Origin of the sequence: Streptomyces sp. SP17BM10 (genome assembly GCF_036322405.1) — a bacterium.
In the GTDB taxonomy this organism is placed as follows: Bacteria; Actinomycetota; Actinomycetes; order Streptomycetales; family Streptomycetaceae; genus Kitasatospora.
Genome location: NZ_JAQYXB010000514.1, coordinates 82,812 through 96,206, shown reverse-complemented (window position 1 = coordinate 96,206; position 13,395 = coordinate 82,812). Strand labels below are relative to the sequence as shown.

Annotated in this window: 17 protein-coding genes and 1 pseudogene; 8 read left to right on the top strand and 10 right to left on the bottom strand. The window is 75.8% G+C overall.

The genetic code is table 11. From position 1 onward, the window contains the following. The first annotated feature begins 24 nt into the window (after positions 1-24). From PUR71_RS09770 to PUR71_RS09750, 6 genes and pseudogenes are all read left to right on the top strand, one after another. The gene (locus PUR71_RS09770; protein ID WP_329926129.1) at positions 25-336 is read left to right on the top strand and encodes a PAAR domain-containing protein; all 312 of its coding nucleotides are present in this window, start codon (positions 25-27) and stop codon (positions 334-336) included. Continuing rightward, positions 333-755 carry a GPW/gp25 family protein gene (locus PUR71_RS09765; RefSeq protein WP_329926127.1) on the top strand — a complete coding sequence of 141 codons (423 nt, stop codon included), beginning with the start codon at positions 333-335 and terminating at the stop codon, positions 753-755. The genes PUR71_RS09770 and PUR71_RS09765 overlap by 4 nt, the downstream gene beginning before the upstream one ends. Then, positions 755-2,719, top strand: coding sequence for a putative baseplate assembly protein (locus tag PUR71_RS09760; protein ID WP_329926125.1), 1,965 nt, complete (start codon positions 755-757; stop codon positions 2,717-2,719). The genes PUR71_RS09765 and PUR71_RS09760 overlap by 1 nt, the downstream gene beginning before the upstream one ends. Next, the gene (locus tag PUR71_RS09755) at positions 2,716-3,288 is read left to right on the top strand and encodes a phage tail protein (RefSeq protein ID WP_329926123.1); all 573 of its coding nucleotides are present in this window, start codon (positions 2,716-2,718) and stop codon (positions 3,286-3,288) included. Before PUR71_RS09760 ends, PUR71_RS09755 begins: the two co-directional genes overlap by 4 nt. Before the next feature lie 3 nt (positions 3,289-3,291). Further along, positions 3,292-3,357 (top strand): annotated as a pseudogene (locus PUR71_RS41225) (zinc-ribbon domain-containing protein); the annotation flags it as partial. 285 nt (positions 3,358-3,642) lie between these two features. Beyond that, entirely contained in the window at positions 3,643-4,461 is an 819-nt protein-coding gene (locus tag PUR71_RS09750) for a zinc ribbon domain-containing protein (RefSeq protein WP_329926121.1), read from the top strand. A 194-nt stretch (positions 4,462-4,655) separates the two neighbouring features. Here PUR71_RS09750 and PUR71_RS09745 read toward each other — a convergent pair whose 3' ends face one another. Next, positions 4,656-4,859, bottom strand: coding sequence for a cold-shock protein (locus PUR71_RS09745; RefSeq protein WP_045694210.1), 204 nt, complete (start codon positions 4,857-4,859; stop codon positions 4,656-4,658). Between the two features lie 398 nt (positions 4,860-5,257). On the opposite strand from PUR71_RS09745, the gene PUR71_RS09740 reads away from it, so the two are divergent. Beyond that, positions 5,258-5,485: a hypothetical protein gene (locus PUR71_RS09740; protein WP_329926111.1), complete on the top strand. Its 228-nt coding sequence runs from the start codon at positions 5,258-5,260 to the stop codon at positions 5,483-5,485. A gap of 89 nt (positions 5,486-5,574) precedes the next feature. On the opposite strand, the gene PUR71_RS09735 is transcribed toward PUR71_RS09740, so the two are convergent. Next, positions 5,575-6,372 (bottom strand): SDR family NAD(P)-dependent oxidoreductase, encoded by a 798-nt coding sequence (locus PUR71_RS09735; RefSeq protein ID WP_329926109.1) that lies wholly within the window; start codon positions 6,370-6,372, stop codon positions 5,575-5,577. Then, positions 6,369-6,791: a VOC family protein gene (locus tag PUR71_RS09730; RefSeq protein ID WP_329926107.1), complete on the bottom strand. Its 423-nt coding sequence runs from the start codon at positions 6,789-6,791 to the stop codon at positions 6,369-6,371. Before PUR71_RS09730 ends, PUR71_RS09735 begins: the two co-directional genes overlap by 4 nt. Before the next feature lie 45 nt (positions 6,792-6,836). Here PUR71_RS09730 and PUR71_RS09725 point away from each other — a divergent pair, with 45 nt between their 5' ends. Then, positions 6,837-7,514 carry a GntR family transcriptional regulator gene (locus tag PUR71_RS09725; protein WP_329926105.1) on the top strand — a complete coding sequence of 226 codons (678 nt, stop codon included), beginning with the start codon at positions 6,837-6,839 and terminating at the stop codon, positions 7,512-7,514. Positions 7,515-7,521: 7 nt separating this feature from the next. Here the strand turns inward: PUR71_RS09725 and PUR71_RS09720 are convergent, their stop codons facing one another. The 7 genes from PUR71_RS09720 to PUR71_RS09690 all read right to left on the bottom strand — a co-directional run bounded on the left by PUR71_RS09720 (position 7,522) and on the right by PUR71_RS09690 (position 13,369). Next, positions 7,522-7,734 (bottom strand): ferredoxin, encoded by a 213-nt coding sequence (locus PUR71_RS09720; RefSeq protein ID WP_329926103.1) that lies wholly within the window; start codon positions 7,732-7,734, stop codon positions 7,522-7,524. Beyond that, positions 7,731-9,005, bottom strand: coding sequence for an NADH-ubiquinone oxidoreductase-F iron-sulfur binding region domain-containing protein (locus PUR71_RS09715; protein WP_329926101.1), 1,275 nt, complete (start codon positions 9,003-9,005; stop codon positions 7,731-7,733). The genes PUR71_RS09720 and PUR71_RS09715 overlap by 4 nt, the downstream gene beginning before the upstream one ends. Then, positions 9,002-9,694, bottom strand: coding sequence for a ferric reductase (locus tag PUR71_RS09710; protein ID WP_329926099.1), 693 nt, complete (start codon positions 9,692-9,694; stop codon positions 9,002-9,004). The genes PUR71_RS09715 and PUR71_RS09710 overlap by 4 nt, the downstream gene beginning before the upstream one ends. Before the next feature lie 88 nt (positions 9,695-9,782). Continuing rightward, a complete protein-coding gene (locus PUR71_RS09705) occupies positions 9,783-10,727 on the bottom strand; it encodes an FAD:protein FMN transferase (protein ID WP_329926097.1) in 945 nt (314 codons plus the stop codon). Then, entirely contained in the window at positions 10,724-11,197 is a 474-nt protein-coding gene (locus PUR71_RS09700) for a hypothetical protein (RefSeq protein ID WP_329926095.1), read from the bottom strand. Before PUR71_RS09700 ends, PUR71_RS09705 begins: the two co-directional genes overlap by 4 nt. Before the next feature lie 127 nt (positions 11,198-11,324). Continuing rightward, positions 11,325-12,686, bottom strand: coding sequence for a sensor histidine kinase (locus tag PUR71_RS09695; protein ID WP_329926093.1), 1,362 nt, complete (start codon positions 12,684-12,686; stop codon positions 11,325-11,327). After that, positions 12,683-13,369 carry a response regulator transcription factor gene (locus tag PUR71_RS09690; RefSeq protein WP_329926091.1) on the bottom strand — a complete coding sequence of 229 codons (687 nt, stop codon included), beginning with the start codon at positions 13,367-13,369 and terminating at the stop codon, positions 12,683-12,685. Before PUR71_RS09690 ends, PUR71_RS09695 begins: the two co-directional genes overlap by 4 nt. Positions 13,370-13,395: the final 26 nt, after the last annotated feature.

Sequence of the window (13,395 nt, the reverse complement as noted above, 5' to 3'; positions counted from 1 at the left end):
GCACCCCCGGATTGGAGACCGCACATGCCCCCCGCAGCCCGGACCGGCGACCTCACCGACCACGGCGGCGCCCTCACCACCCCGCCGCCGGGCGCCCTCGCCGTCGAGACCGTCCTGATCGGCGGCCGCCCCGCCGCCGTGGTCGGCAGCGTGCACGCCTGCGTCCCGCACGTGGAGCTGGGCCCCGCCAACGTCGTCGAGCCCCAACTCGGCTCCGTGACCAGGGGAGTGGTCCTCATCGGCGGCCTGCCCGCGGCCCGCATGGGCGACAAGACGACCTGCGGCGCCACCATCACCGTGGGCGCGTTCAACGTCCTGATCGGAGGCGTCGCGTGACCGGCAACTTCATCGGCCGGGGCTGGGCCTTCCCGCTGCGCGTCAACGCCACCGGCGGCATCGGCATGGTCGAGCGCGACCGGGAACTCGCCGAGGCCATCCGACTGATCCTCGGCACCGCCCCCGGCGAGCGGCCGATGCGCCCGGAATTCGGCTGCGGCATCCACGAGTACGTCTTCGCCCCCGGCGACAGCACCACCGCCGGCCGGATCGCCCGCGAGGTGCGCATCGCCCTCGAACGCTGGGAGCCGCGCATCGAGGTCGACGACGTCGCGATCGCCTTCGACAGCGTCGACGAAGGCACGCTCTACATCGACGTCCACTACACCGTGCGCGCCACGAACGACCGCCGCAACCTCGTCTTCCCCTTCTACACCATCCCGGAGTCGCCCGGGACCGTCGACGGGAGCGTGCGCTGATGGCCCTGCCCTCCCCGAACCTGGACGACCGCCGCTTCCAGCAACTCGTCGACGAGGCCAAGCGCTACGTCCAACAGCGCGCCCCCGAGTGGACCGACCACAACGTCTCCGACCCCGGCGTCACCCTCATCGAGACCTTCGCCTACCTCGTCGACCACCTGCTCTACCGCCTCAACCGGGTGCCGGAGAAGAACTACTCCGCCTTCCTCGACCTGCTCGGCATCCGGCTCTTCCCGCCCGCCGCCGCCCGCGCCGACGTCGACTTCTGGCTCTCCGCCCCGCAGCCCGAGACCGTCCTCCTGCGGGCCGGCACCGAAGTCTCCACGCTGCGCACCGAGACCGACGACGCGGTGGTCTTCGCCACCGCCGAGGACCTCCCGATCGTCCCCAGCTCCCTGGAACACCTGGTCACGCTCTCCGCCTCCGGGGAACAGACCGACGTCACGGACCGGCTCGCCGACGGGACGGACGTGCCGTGCTTCCAGCCGCGCCCCGCGGTCGGCGACGCGATGCTCTTCGCCCTGCCCGCCGTCGTGCCCCGCTGCATCCTGGTCGTCCGGCTCGACAGCCGGGTGGAGGGCGTCGGCGTCGACCCGCGCCAGCCGCCGCTGGCCTGGGAGGTGTGGGACGGCGCGCGCTGGACCGCGTGCGAGACCGGGAGCGACACCACCGGCGGGCTCAACCGGCCCGGCGAGGTCGTGGTGTTCGTGCCCGCCGGACACACCGCGTCGGTCGTCGCCGGCCGCCGGGCCGCGTGGCTGCGCTGCCGCGTCACCGAGCCCCGGGCCGGCCAGCCGTTCTACTCGGAGTCGCCGACCGTCCGCCGGGCCGAGGTGTTCACCGTCGGCGGCACCACGGCCGTCGTCCACGCGCAGTCCGTCACCGGCGCCTCGCTCGGCACGTCGGAAGGTGTCGCCGGACAGCACTTCCGGCTCGCCCGGCCGCCGGTCCTGCTCGACGGCGAACCTCCCGTCGTCGAGGCCTCAGCGGGGGAGGGCTGGCAGCGGTGGACGGTCGTCGAGCACTTCGGCGACTCGTCTCCGGCCGACCGGCACGTGGTGCTCGACGCCACCACCGGCGAGTTCCAGTTCCCGCCCGCCGTCCGGGAACCCGACGGCACCCTCCGCTCCTTCGGCGCCGTGCCGCCCAAGGGCGCCCGACTGCGCGTCCCGCACTACCGCACCGGCGGCGGGACGGCCGGCAACGTCGCCCGGGGCACGATCACCGTGCTGCGCAGCTCCGTCCCGTACATCGCCCGGGTGGACAACCGAGAGGCAGCGCGGGGCGGCGTGGACGGCGAGACCGTCGAGAACGCCAAGCTGCGCGCCCCGCACCAGCTGCGGCTCCAGGAGCGCGCCGTCACCGCCGGCGACTTCGAGCTGATCGCCCGTCAGGCCGCGCCGTCCGCCGCCCGGATCAGCTGCGTGCCCGCCGGAGACCAGGCGGGTACGGTCCGCGTGCTGGTGGTGCCCGACGCGGTCGCCGACGACGGCGACCGGCTGCGCTTCGAGCAGCTGATCCCCGACGAACAGGTCCTGGCCGCCGTCGCGTCGGCCCTCGACGAACGGCGGCTGATCGGCACCCGGATCGCCGTGCAGCCGCCCACCTACCAGGGCGTCACGGTCGTCGCCCGGCTCACCACCCGCTCCGCCGACCCCGACCGCGTCCGCGACGCGGTGCTCGCCACGCTGTACCGGTACCTCAACCCGCTGCGCGGCGGCGCCGACGGCAGGGGCTGGCCGTTCGGGCGGGCGGTGCAGTACGGGGAGGTGTTCGCGGTGCTCCAGCAGGTGGCCGCCGTCCAGGGCGTCGAGGAGCTGCGGCTCTTCCCGGCCGACCCGATCACCGGACGCCGCGGCGTGCCCGCCGAGCGGGTCGAGGTGCCGGCGGACGCGCTGGTCTTCTCCCACCAGCACCAGGTGGTGGTCACGGCGTTGGCGCCGGGCGGGGACGGTGACGCATGACGCGCGCGGCCGTCCCGGGGCTGCCGAGCCCGCACCCCATCGGCGAACTGCTGCCCGCGCTCTTCGCCGACGACGACTTCGCCCAGCGCTTCACGGCCGGCCTGGACACCGTCCTCGCCCCCGTCTTCGCGACGCTGGACAACCTGCCCGCCTACTTCGGGCCCCGCCTCGCGCCCGCCGACTTCCTCGAGTGGCTGGCGACCTGGGTCGCGGTGGACGTCGACCCGGCGTGGCCGGAGGAGGTGCGCCGCACGATGGTCGGGCGCGCCATGGAGCTCCACCGCTGGCGCGGCACCCGGCGCGGGCTCGTCGAGCGGCTGCGGCTGGTGCTGGGCGCCGGGGCCGAGATCGCGGACGGCGGCGGCGTCTCCTGGTCGACCGTCCCCGGTGCCGCCCTGCCGCCCGCCGGGGGCGGCGAGGTGCTCGTCCGGGTCTGGCCCCTGAGCGGTGCGGACCTGGACGCGGAGCAGGTGCTGACCGTGGTCAGGGCGGGCTGCCCGGTCCACCTGACCTACCGGGTGGAGATCCTGCCCGGCCCACCGGGGCTGCCCGGACGAGCGGAGGGCTGACGGATGCCGGTGTGCCCCGAGTGCGGGACGGCCAACGGAGAGGGGGACGACTTCTGCGGGAACTGCGGTGCGTATTTGGGCTGGTCGCGCAGTGCGGCGGCGAAGGCGGAGCCTGCCCCCGCGCCTGCCCCCGTGCCTGGCCCCGGCCCTGCGCCTGGCCCTGCGCCTGCTCCGGCTCCCGCGAAGGGCGAGCCGGAGCCCGCGCCAACCGAACCCGGGACCACCCGCACCGAATCCACCTGGCGGGCGGTCTCGCGACGGGTGACGCGTGCGAAGAAGGATGAGCCGCCCACCCCCGAGGCGCCGCGGCTGCCGGTCCCTGAACCGGTCCCTGCCCCCGAACCGCCCCCGATCGTGGAGCCGGCCCCCGCGCCCGCCCCCGCCGTGAAGGCGGACCCGGTCGCCGTCGAACCCGCCAAGCCACTCCCAGCCCGCCCCGTCGTCCGCCCCTCCGCAGCCGACGAGACCCCCGAGGGCCCGCCCTGTCCCCGCTGCGGCACGCCCAACCTCCCCGACCGCCGCTTCTGCCGCCGGTGCGCCGCACCGCTCACCCCGACCGCGGCCGCACCGACGCTCCCCTGGTGGCGCACCCGCTGGCCGTTCCGCCGCCGGGCACGGATCGGCGGCTCGGGCACCGCGCTGCGCCGCACCATCGCACTGCTCGCGCTGGCCGCGCTCGTGATCGCGGCGATCCTGCTCTACCCGGCCGGCCGGCGGGCCTTCGAGGACGTGCGGGACAAGCTCGGCAGCACCGCCCCGATCGCCCCCTCCCGCACCACGGCGAGCGCCGCCGTCGAGGGCCATCCGGCGGCGGCCGCCGACGACGGCCTCACCAACACCTACTGGGGAGCACCCGCGATCGGGGACTCCGTCACCTTCGACTTCCGCACCCCCTACCGGCTCGTCGACCTGATCGTCCACACCGGCGGCACAGCCGACCCGCAGCACTTCCAGGAGCAGGCCCGCCCCCTCGTGCTGGCCCTGGACGTCACGTCCTCGGACGGCACCGTGCACCGCCAGCGGGTCACGCTCAACGACCAGCCCGGCCCGCAGACCGTGGCGACCGGCATCAGCGACGTCACCCAGGTGAGGCTCACCGTGCAGGAGGCCGCCGGAACCGCCCCGGGCCGCCCGATCGCCCTCGCGGAGGTGGAGTTCTTCAAGCGCGCCTGAGCCACCGCAGGGCAGGCAGGGCGACGCCACCCGGCCCGCACCGGAAATCCGAGGTCGTCGGCCGACCGTTGTGCTCGGAGTCCGCCACGGGCACAGCGGGCCGGGGGAGTTCTGCAGGAAAGCCGAAGGGCCCGCACCGCGCATGTGCGCGGTGCGGGCCCTTCACTGCCAGGCGGATGCCGTGGGCAGCAGGACTACAGCGGGCGAATGTTCTCGGCCTGCGGGCCCTTCTGGCCCTGCGTGACGTCGAACTCGACCTTCTGGCCCTCGAGCAGCTCGCGGAAACCGTTGGCGTTGATGTTCGAGTAGTGGGCGAACACGTCCGGGCCGCCACCCTCCTGCTCGATGAAGCCGAAGCCCTTTTCCGAGTTGAACCACTTCACAGTGCCATTAGCCATTAAGAAATCTCCTTCAAGGGACTGTCCGAAGCACGCACCGCGCGGGCTTCGAGTCACCGTATGGAGCGCCCACCGGGAAGAGCCGGGGAACAAAAAATGCGCCCGCGAAAAGTCTGCAGGCGCACACAAGTTCATGGGAACTACTACTGCAACTGAAAACGACTCTACCAGGCCCGCGGCCGTCGTGGGTGAATCTTCCGCCACCGATTTTCGGGGACGCGTGCCCGAGGGTGCCGGCCCCGGCCGTCGCGGCCGTCAACGTGCCGGGCGGGAAGGCCGGTTGGCGCAGCCGTGCGCGGTCGCCGCCCACGACCCGGAGGCCGGCTCCCGGGGTCGGCTCGAACTCGCGTGCGCCGAAGAAGACCCGCGCCTGTGGTTTCCGGCGCATACTGGAGGGGATGAGCAATTATCCAGCGGCCCGCCGCCCTCTGCCGAGCAGTCCGTTCAAGCCCCCGGTGGAGCCTCCCTCCAAGCACTTCGCCGTCGGTGACCGGGTCACCCATGACCGGTACGGCCTCGGTCGCGTCATCGGGGTCGAGGGCGACGGCGACACCGCCGTGCTCGTCGACTTCGGGTCCCGGCAGGAGCGCATCACCCCGCCGTACCGCGCGATGTTCGCACTCTGAGGGGCCGGGCCCGCCGCATGCGGCGGGCCCGGGAGGTGTCGACGGGCCTGCGGCCGCGCCGCTCGATGGCCGGTCGACCCCGTCCCCGCTCAAAGCCGAAGGTGCGAAGCCCCGTTGAGGTCGAGCACCGTGCCGGAGGCCCACGTCGCCTCCGGGGAGGCCAGGTAGAGGACGGCGGCCGCGACCTCCTCCGGGGTGCCGACCCGGCCGAACGGGCTCTGTTCGCGCAGCGCCCGGCCGGACGGCCCGGTCAGGCGGTCCGCGACGCGGTCGGTGGCGGTGAAGCCGGGGGCGACCGACGTGACCGCGATGCCGTGCGGGGCCAGGGCGACCGCGAGGGACTGTCCGAGGGCGTGCAGGGCGGCCTTGCTCGCGCCGTACGCGGGGTGGTCGGGCTCCCCGCGGAAGGCGCCGCGCGAGCCGATGTGGACGATCCGGCCGGGCGCGCCGCGCGCGATCATGCGGCGGGCGACGCAGTAGCCGAGGTTCGCCGCGCCCAGGAGGTTGACGTCGACCATCCGGCGCCAGACCCGCTGCCAGTCCTCGTAGGACACCTCCGCCACCGGGTGGGCGTTGGCCGCCGAGGTGGCGACGGCGGCGTTGTTGACCAGGACGTCCACGCCGCCGAGCGCGCTCTCCGCGGTCGCGGCGATCCGCTCGGCCGCGTCCGGGTCGGCGAGGTCGCCGCCGACGACGACATGACCCTCGCCGGGCAGGGCGGCCAACGTGGCTCCGGCCTGGGCGGCGTCCGAGCCGTAGTGGACGGCGACACGGTCGCCCCGGGCGGCGAAGGCGTGGGCCACGGCCCGGCCGATGCCCCGGGACGCGCCGGTGACCAGCACGCCCCGCGCCGGGCTCGCCGTGCTCCTCGTGCTCGCCGCGCTCATCGCGCGAACATCCGGGACTCGTCGCGGAACGCCTTGAACTCCAGCGCGTTCCCGGCCGGATCGAGCAGGAACATCGTCCACTGCTCGGCCGGCTGCCCGGCGAAGCGCAGCGTCGGCTCGATGACGAACGCGGTGCCCGCCTCCGTCAGCCGCCCGGCGAGCGCGTGGAACGCGCCGGTGCCCAGGACCAGCCCGAAGTGCGGCACGGGCACGGCGTGGCCGTCGACCGTGCCGTGTCCGGGCGCGTCCGGACGGGGAGCGGCCACGAGGTGCGTCACCAGCTGATGGCCGTGGAAGTCCCAGTCGACCCAGTGGCCGGTCGAGCGGCCCTCCGGGAGGCCGAGCACGCCGCCGTAGAAGGCGCGGGCCCGGGCCAGGTCGTCGACCGGGACGGCGAGATGAAAGGCAGGACGGGTCATGGCCCCACCTTGATCCGCGGGATGTCCTGATGTCAACATTCGAACATGACGGATGAACCCCTGCGGAAGGCAGCCCGGCGCGGCCTCGCCGACGAGTGCGCGGACGCGGTCCGCGACGCGATCTTCGACGGGCGCTTCCCGCCCGGCGCCCCGCTGCGGGAGGTCGAGCTCGCCGCCTCGCTCGGCGTCAGCCGCGGCGCCGTCCGCGAGGGCCTCGCCCAGCTCCAGCGCGAGGGGCTGATCCGTACGGGCTGGCACCGCCCGACCACCGTCGTCGAGGCGAGCGCCGTCGATGTCGAGGAGGTCTACCGCGTCCGCGCCGCGCTCGACCGCCTGGCCGCCGTCACCGCGCTGCGCCGGGCGACGCCGCAGCAGCTCGACGCGCTCGACCGGCTCGTCGACGAGATGGCCGCCGAACTCGCCGCCGGAGCCGGCGTGCCGCGCCTGCTCGCCCTCGACATGGCCTTCCACGACCGGATCTACGACGCCGCCGGCAACCGCCGCCTCACCGAGGCCTGGCAGGCCGTGCGGTCGCAGGTGTTCCTGTTCCAGCTGCAACGGGTGACGCTCGCCCACGGCCAGTACCGCGCACTGGTCGTCGACGAGCACCGCGAACTCGCCCGTCTGCTGCGGGAGGGCGGCGCGGAGGACGTGCTCGACCGGCTCGCCGGGGAGCACGTGGACGTGGCGCGCCGCAGCCTGCTGGCGCTGCTCCGGAGCTGATTCGCTCTCAGTCCCGGGAGGTGCTCAGCGCCAGGCGCGGGCACGCCCGTACGGCCCGGCGGACGTGGGAGCGCAGGCGGCGCGGGACGGTGGTGTCGAGCTGGACGGGGTAGCCCCACTCGTCGAGGGCGATGAGCTCGGGGAGGAGCTCGGCGCACTGGCCGTGGCCGGTGCAGGCGATCCGGTCGATGCGCAGGGCCTGGCGGTCGGGGGCGGTCATCTCCACTCCTCCGTCGGGGTCGCGGGCGGCACGGCCAGGGCCGTCGCGCGGTGGCAGGAACCGTGGTGCAGGTGGCGCTCGACATCGGCGCGGAAGACGGTGAGGGCGCCGGCGGCGAGTCTGGCGGCGCCGTCCGGGTGCCCGCACGCGCCGCGGCCGGGCAGGAGGCCGACCCGGTGGCGGAGGCGGTCCAGGAGCTCGGGCGTCGCGCGGCCCTCGGCGAGGGCGGTGACGTCCTCGGCGACGGCGGGCAGGCCGAAGCGGCACGGGCCGCACTGCCGGGCCCCGCCGGCGGCCAGGTAGGCGAGGATGCGCGCGGTCTCGGCGAGCGGGCAGGCGTCCTGCGGCAGGGCCGCGATCACGCCGGCACCGGGCGCGGCGTGCGGGGCGAGGCCCTCGCGGTCGAACGGCCGGCGCAGGGCGTGCGGAAGCGGCAGCCACGTGCCGGCGAAGCCGCCCACGAGCACCGCCTGGAGCGGCCGTTCGGCACCGCCCGCCTGCCGCAGCAGCGTGCCGAGCGGCGTGCCCGGGTCGGTTTCGAGGACGGCCGGGCGGCGGACCGCACCGGTCACCGTGATCAGCACGGTGCCGGGGGAGGCGGCGGTACCGGCCCGGCGGAACCACTGCGCCCCGTGCCGGGCGATCAGCGCGAGGTGGGCGAGCGTCTCGACGTTCTGGACCAGCGTGGGCCGCCCGCGCACGCCCTTCTCGTGGGACCGCGGCGGCGCGGTGGTCGGCCGGGCCGGCCCGCCGTCGAGCCACTGCACGAGGGCGCTGGACTCGCTGGTCACGTAACCGTGCGGCGCCGCCTCCACCCGGACGGGAACGGAGTCGAGCCCGGCGGCCCGCCGCTCGTCCACGGCGGCCGTCAGAGCGCGCAGTTGCCCGGCGCGGGTGCGGGGCACGCACAGGTGCACCCGGTCGGCCCCGACGGCCTCGGCCGCGAGCACGGCGCCGTCCAGGACGAGGTGCGGGGAAACGTCGAGAAGGGTGCTGTCCTTGCGGCTCAGCGGCTCGCTCTCCATCCCGTTGGCGACCACCACCGGTCGCCCGCGCCAGCGGCGGCGTTGCGCCGCGACGGCCCGCAGCTTGCGGCCGGTCGGGAAACCGGCGCCGCCGCGCCCCGTCAGCCCGGCCTCCTCGACCGTGGCGACCAGCGCTGCGCCCGGCCGGGGAGCGGGGCCGTGCTGGGCGAGGTGCGCGGCCAGGTCCAGCGGTTCGCCGGTGGCGCCGAGCAGCCGCGGGATCGGGTCGAGCGGGGAGGCGGTCACCGGGCCCCTCCGAGGGCGGCCAGCGAGAAGACCGCGGCACGATGGGCCCAACCGGGCTGCAGCGGCCCGGCGGTGAGGAACCCGGCGGCCAGGGCGGGGACGGCCACGGCGGCGAGCGCCCCGCCGAATCGGACCAGACGGCGGCCGGGCCCGGCCCGGTACAGGCGCCACCATGCGGCGGTCACGACGGCCGCCAAGCACGCGCCGTACAGGACGAGTTGGAGCGGCAGGCGGGTGTCCGTGCCGGTGCCGGCGGCGTGGAACAGCGCGACCGGCCACGCCGCGTACGCGAGCCAGTGCACCGCCTTCCAGCGCGCGCGTCCGAGGCGCAGGCGCAGCGCGGTGGTGACCAGGACGGCCAGCAACAGGTCGAAGGCGACGGTGCCGAGCCCGAGCCACAGCGGCCGGTAGCCGCTGCCGAACGGCAGGACGGCGACGGCCCAGCCGAGGTGGACGTAGGGGTCGACGATCGCGGTGACGATGTGCAGGGCGAGGAAGACGACGGTGAGGACGGCGACGTTGCGGTGGAGCAGGCTCACCTCGAACCGTCCGAGCCTCCTGGGCACGGCCCGCCCGCCGACGGCGACGCCGAGGGTGGTGCTCGCGGTGAGCAGGACGAGGGCGACGGTGCCGCCCGCGCGGGCCGCGTACCAGAGCGGGTTGGAGGCGAGCGTGCTGACGGCGTTCATCGGTGGGCTCCGGCGGGCTCGTCGGGCCGGGCACCGACGCGGGTGCGGGCGGTGGCTGCGCCGGCGTTCACGGACGTGGTGACGGCGTTCATCGGTGGGAGCCCCCGAACTCGTCGGGCCACGCGCCGGTGCGGGTGACAGCACCGTCGTGGTCGACCAGGCGGGCCGGGAGGCCGGTGGTGGCCAGCCAGGGGAACGCGGCCGGGCCGAGGACGATCGCCGCCGTGCTCGCGGTGTTGGCGTCCACGCACGTGGCGGCGGCCACGGTGACGGTGCGCCAGTGCGACTCGGCGGGGCGGCCGGTGGCCGGGTCGACGATGTGGTGGACGGCCCGCCCGCCGCGCCGCCACGCGCGGACGCCGGTGCCCGAGGTGGCGAGTGCGCCGGAGGCGATGGCCACCACCGGACCGGGGGCCGTGGCGCCGTGGTCGTCGGCGAGGCCGACGGCCCAGCCCTCGGCGGGTGCCGGTCCCGAGGTGGCGAGGTCGCCGCCGAGGTTGACGAGCACGCCGCTGCCGGTGGTGGCGGCGATCCGTTCGCAGGCCAGGTCGGCGGCGAGGGCCTTGGCCGTCGCGCCGAGGTCGAGGGTGGTGCCGCGCGGCACGCGGACGCGTCTGGCCTGGGGGTCCCACGCGACGTCCCGCCAGCCGCTCGCGGGCCGTGCCACCGGCAGCGGCACGGCGTCCTGGGGTCGCAGGGCGGCGAACGAGCGGTCGTACCCGAGCGCGGTCACGGCCCGGCCGACGGTGGGGTCGACGGCCCCGTCCGTGAGCTCGGCGGCGCGGAGAGCGGCCTGGAGGGCGAGGGCGAAGAGCCCGCCGACCGCCACCGGTCGTCCGGCGGCGGCGTTGACCTTGCCGAGCTCGGAGTCCGGGCGGAAGCGGCTGCAGGCCCGGTCGACGGCGGCGAGCTCGTCCCGGAGGATCCGCTCGGCCTCGGACAGCGCGCGGTGGTCGGCGGTGAGCACGGTCGCCGTGGTGCCCAGGGCCGGGAAGCTCGTCGCGCCGCCGCGGACGGCGTGGCGGCGGGTCACGACGCGCCGGTGGTGGTCTGCGCCGGCTTCGGGGTGGCGGCCGGAGGCTGGGCCGGTGGGGTGAGCGCGGGGGCGGCGGAGGCGGTGTGCTTCGGCTTCGGCGCGGGAGTGGACGCGGGGGCGGGCGCCGGAGGCGCGGACGTGACGTCGTCGCGGGGTGCGGTGGCGCTCGGCGTGGCCGAAGGGGTGTCCGAAGGGACGACCGAAGGAGACGCGGAGTCGGGCGTGGGCACCGGCACCGGCACCGGCGCCGGCGACGACGGCGTCCCCGTCGGCGGTGGCGCATCCTGCGCCGGAGGGGGCGCGGCGGAGGTGCCCGGAGCGAGCGCGGCGTAGGCCAGGCCCAGAGCAGTGGAGCCGGTGGCGGCGGCCACGACCGTCCAGCGGGTGGCCGCCGAGACCCGGCGGAGACCGTGGTCGCGGTGCCGGACCGCCGGATCGGGCACGGGGTGGGCGCGGCGTTCGGCCATGCGGGCGCTCCTCGGGATCCGTCGGGTCTGGTCGGGCGGCCCTGATCGGGCGTTGCCGGTCAGGCGAACCACGATCCGTCCGCCGTTCCCTGGGACCTGCTCACAACCCGTTCAGGACCGGTAAAGATCACGACGCCCGGTCGGCGTCCCGCCACAGCGGCAGGTCGATCACGACGGTGAGCCCGCCGCCCGGCGAGTCCTCCAACCGGATGCTGCCGCCGTTGGCCGTGATGAGCCGGTGGACGATGGCGAGGCCGAGCCCGGTGCCGCGCGCCTTGGTGTTGCCGAAGCGGCGGAAGGCCTGGTCGCGGGCCTCGGGGGTCATCCCGGGGCCGTCGTCGACGATCCGCAGCCGGACGCCGTCCGGTCTCCGGCTGCGGTCGACGGTCACCGTGCCGCCGTCGGGGACGGCGTCGAGGGCGTTGTCCAGCAGGTTGTCCAGGACCTGTTCCAAGGCGTCGGGCCCCAGCGACACGACCGGTCCGGCGCCCGTGCCGCCCCGGAACGTCAGCCGGATCCCCTTCTCCTGCGCGACCGGCTCCCAGGCCGCCACCCGCTCCGCCGCGACCTCGTCGACCGGCACGGCCACCGGCTTCGGCACGGTCTGCTCGGCGCGCGCGACCGCGAGCAGCCCGTCGACGAGCCGTGAGAGCCGGCCCACCTCGTCCTGGGCGGAGGCCAGCAGCTCCGGCGCGCTGTCCGGGCCGGCGGTGGCCAGGAGGTCGAGCCGCAGCCGCAGGGCGGCGAGCGGGGTGCGCAGCTGGTGCGAGACGTCCGCGACGACGGCCTGGTGGCCGTGGATCAGCGCCTCCGTCCGGGCCGCCATGGTGTTGAACGTGGCGGCGAGGCGGCGCACCTCCGGCGGGCCGCCGCTGACGTCGGCGCGCTCGCCCAGCCGTCCCTCGCCCAGGTGCCGCGCCGCGGTGTCAAGGGTGGTCAGCGGGCGTCCGACCCAGCGGGCGAGGCGTACCGACAGGAGGGCGGAGGCCGCGACGCCGACCGCGGCGACCAGGCCGATCCAGGCCCAGGCGATGGTGATCCGGTCGTCCAGCGGGTCGGTGGAGCGGGACAGGACGACGGCGCCGGTCGGCTGCCGGAAGGAGCCGACGGGCTCGGCGGCGACCAGCCGCCCGTGCACCTCGCGCGGCGCGGGCTCCTGCCCCTTCAGCGCCCGGCCCGTCAGTTCCTCCGCCGGACCGGGCGGTACCGGGCACGGGGTCGTGCCGATCGGCTGCCCCTGCGCGTCGTAGACGGCCGCGCAGTGCCCGGCCTTCGCCGCCTCGGCGAGGCCGGTGACCATCCCGGTGGCCGACTCGTGGTCCGACAGGTGCTCTTCCGCCGAGGCGGCGATCACCCGGGCGGCGGCCTGCGTCTCGATCCGGAAGGCGAGGCGCTCGCGCTCGGTGATGGACAGGCCCAGTGGCACCGCCGCCGCGGCCACCAGCACGACGGACAGCACCAGGAGCGCGAGGACGATCCGGCGGGTCACGGAGCCTCCGCGACCTCGCCGAGCCGGAAGCCCCGCCCGTACGCGGTCTCGATCAGGCCCGGGACACCGAGCTTGCGGCGCAGGGCGGCCACGTGGACGTCGACGACCTTGGTCGGTCCGTACCAGTGGGCGTCCCAGGCGCTCTCCAGGATCTCCTGGCGGGTCACCACCCGGCCCGGGTCGGTGGCCAGGCACGCGAGGATGTCGAACTCCTTCGGGGTGAGGGCCACCTCCTGCCCGTTCACCGTCACCCGGCGGGTGCGCCGGTCGACGGCGAGGGGCCCGTGGCGGACCGGCTCCTGCTCGGACGGGCGGGTGCGGCGCAGCACGGCGCGCAGGCGGGCCAGCAGCTCGGCGAGGCCGAAGGGCTTCACGAGGTAGTCGTCGGCGCCCTCGTCGAGGGCGAGGACGCGGTCCGCCTCCTCGCCGCGCGCCGTGACGGCGATGACCGCCGCGTCCGAGCGCTGCCGGATCCGCCGGCACACCTCGACGCCGTCCAGGTCCGGCAGGCCGAGGTCGAGCAGGAAGACGTCGGGGGTGGGGGCCGTCAGGGCGGCGCGGCCCGTGTCGACGCTCTCCGCGCGGTAGCCGGCCTGCCGCAGGCCCCGCACGAGGGAATCCGCGATCACCGGGTCGTCCTCCACCACCAGCACCCGCAGGGAGCCGGTCTCCGCCGCACTCATCTCGTTCCGATCGTCTCGGTGGCCCA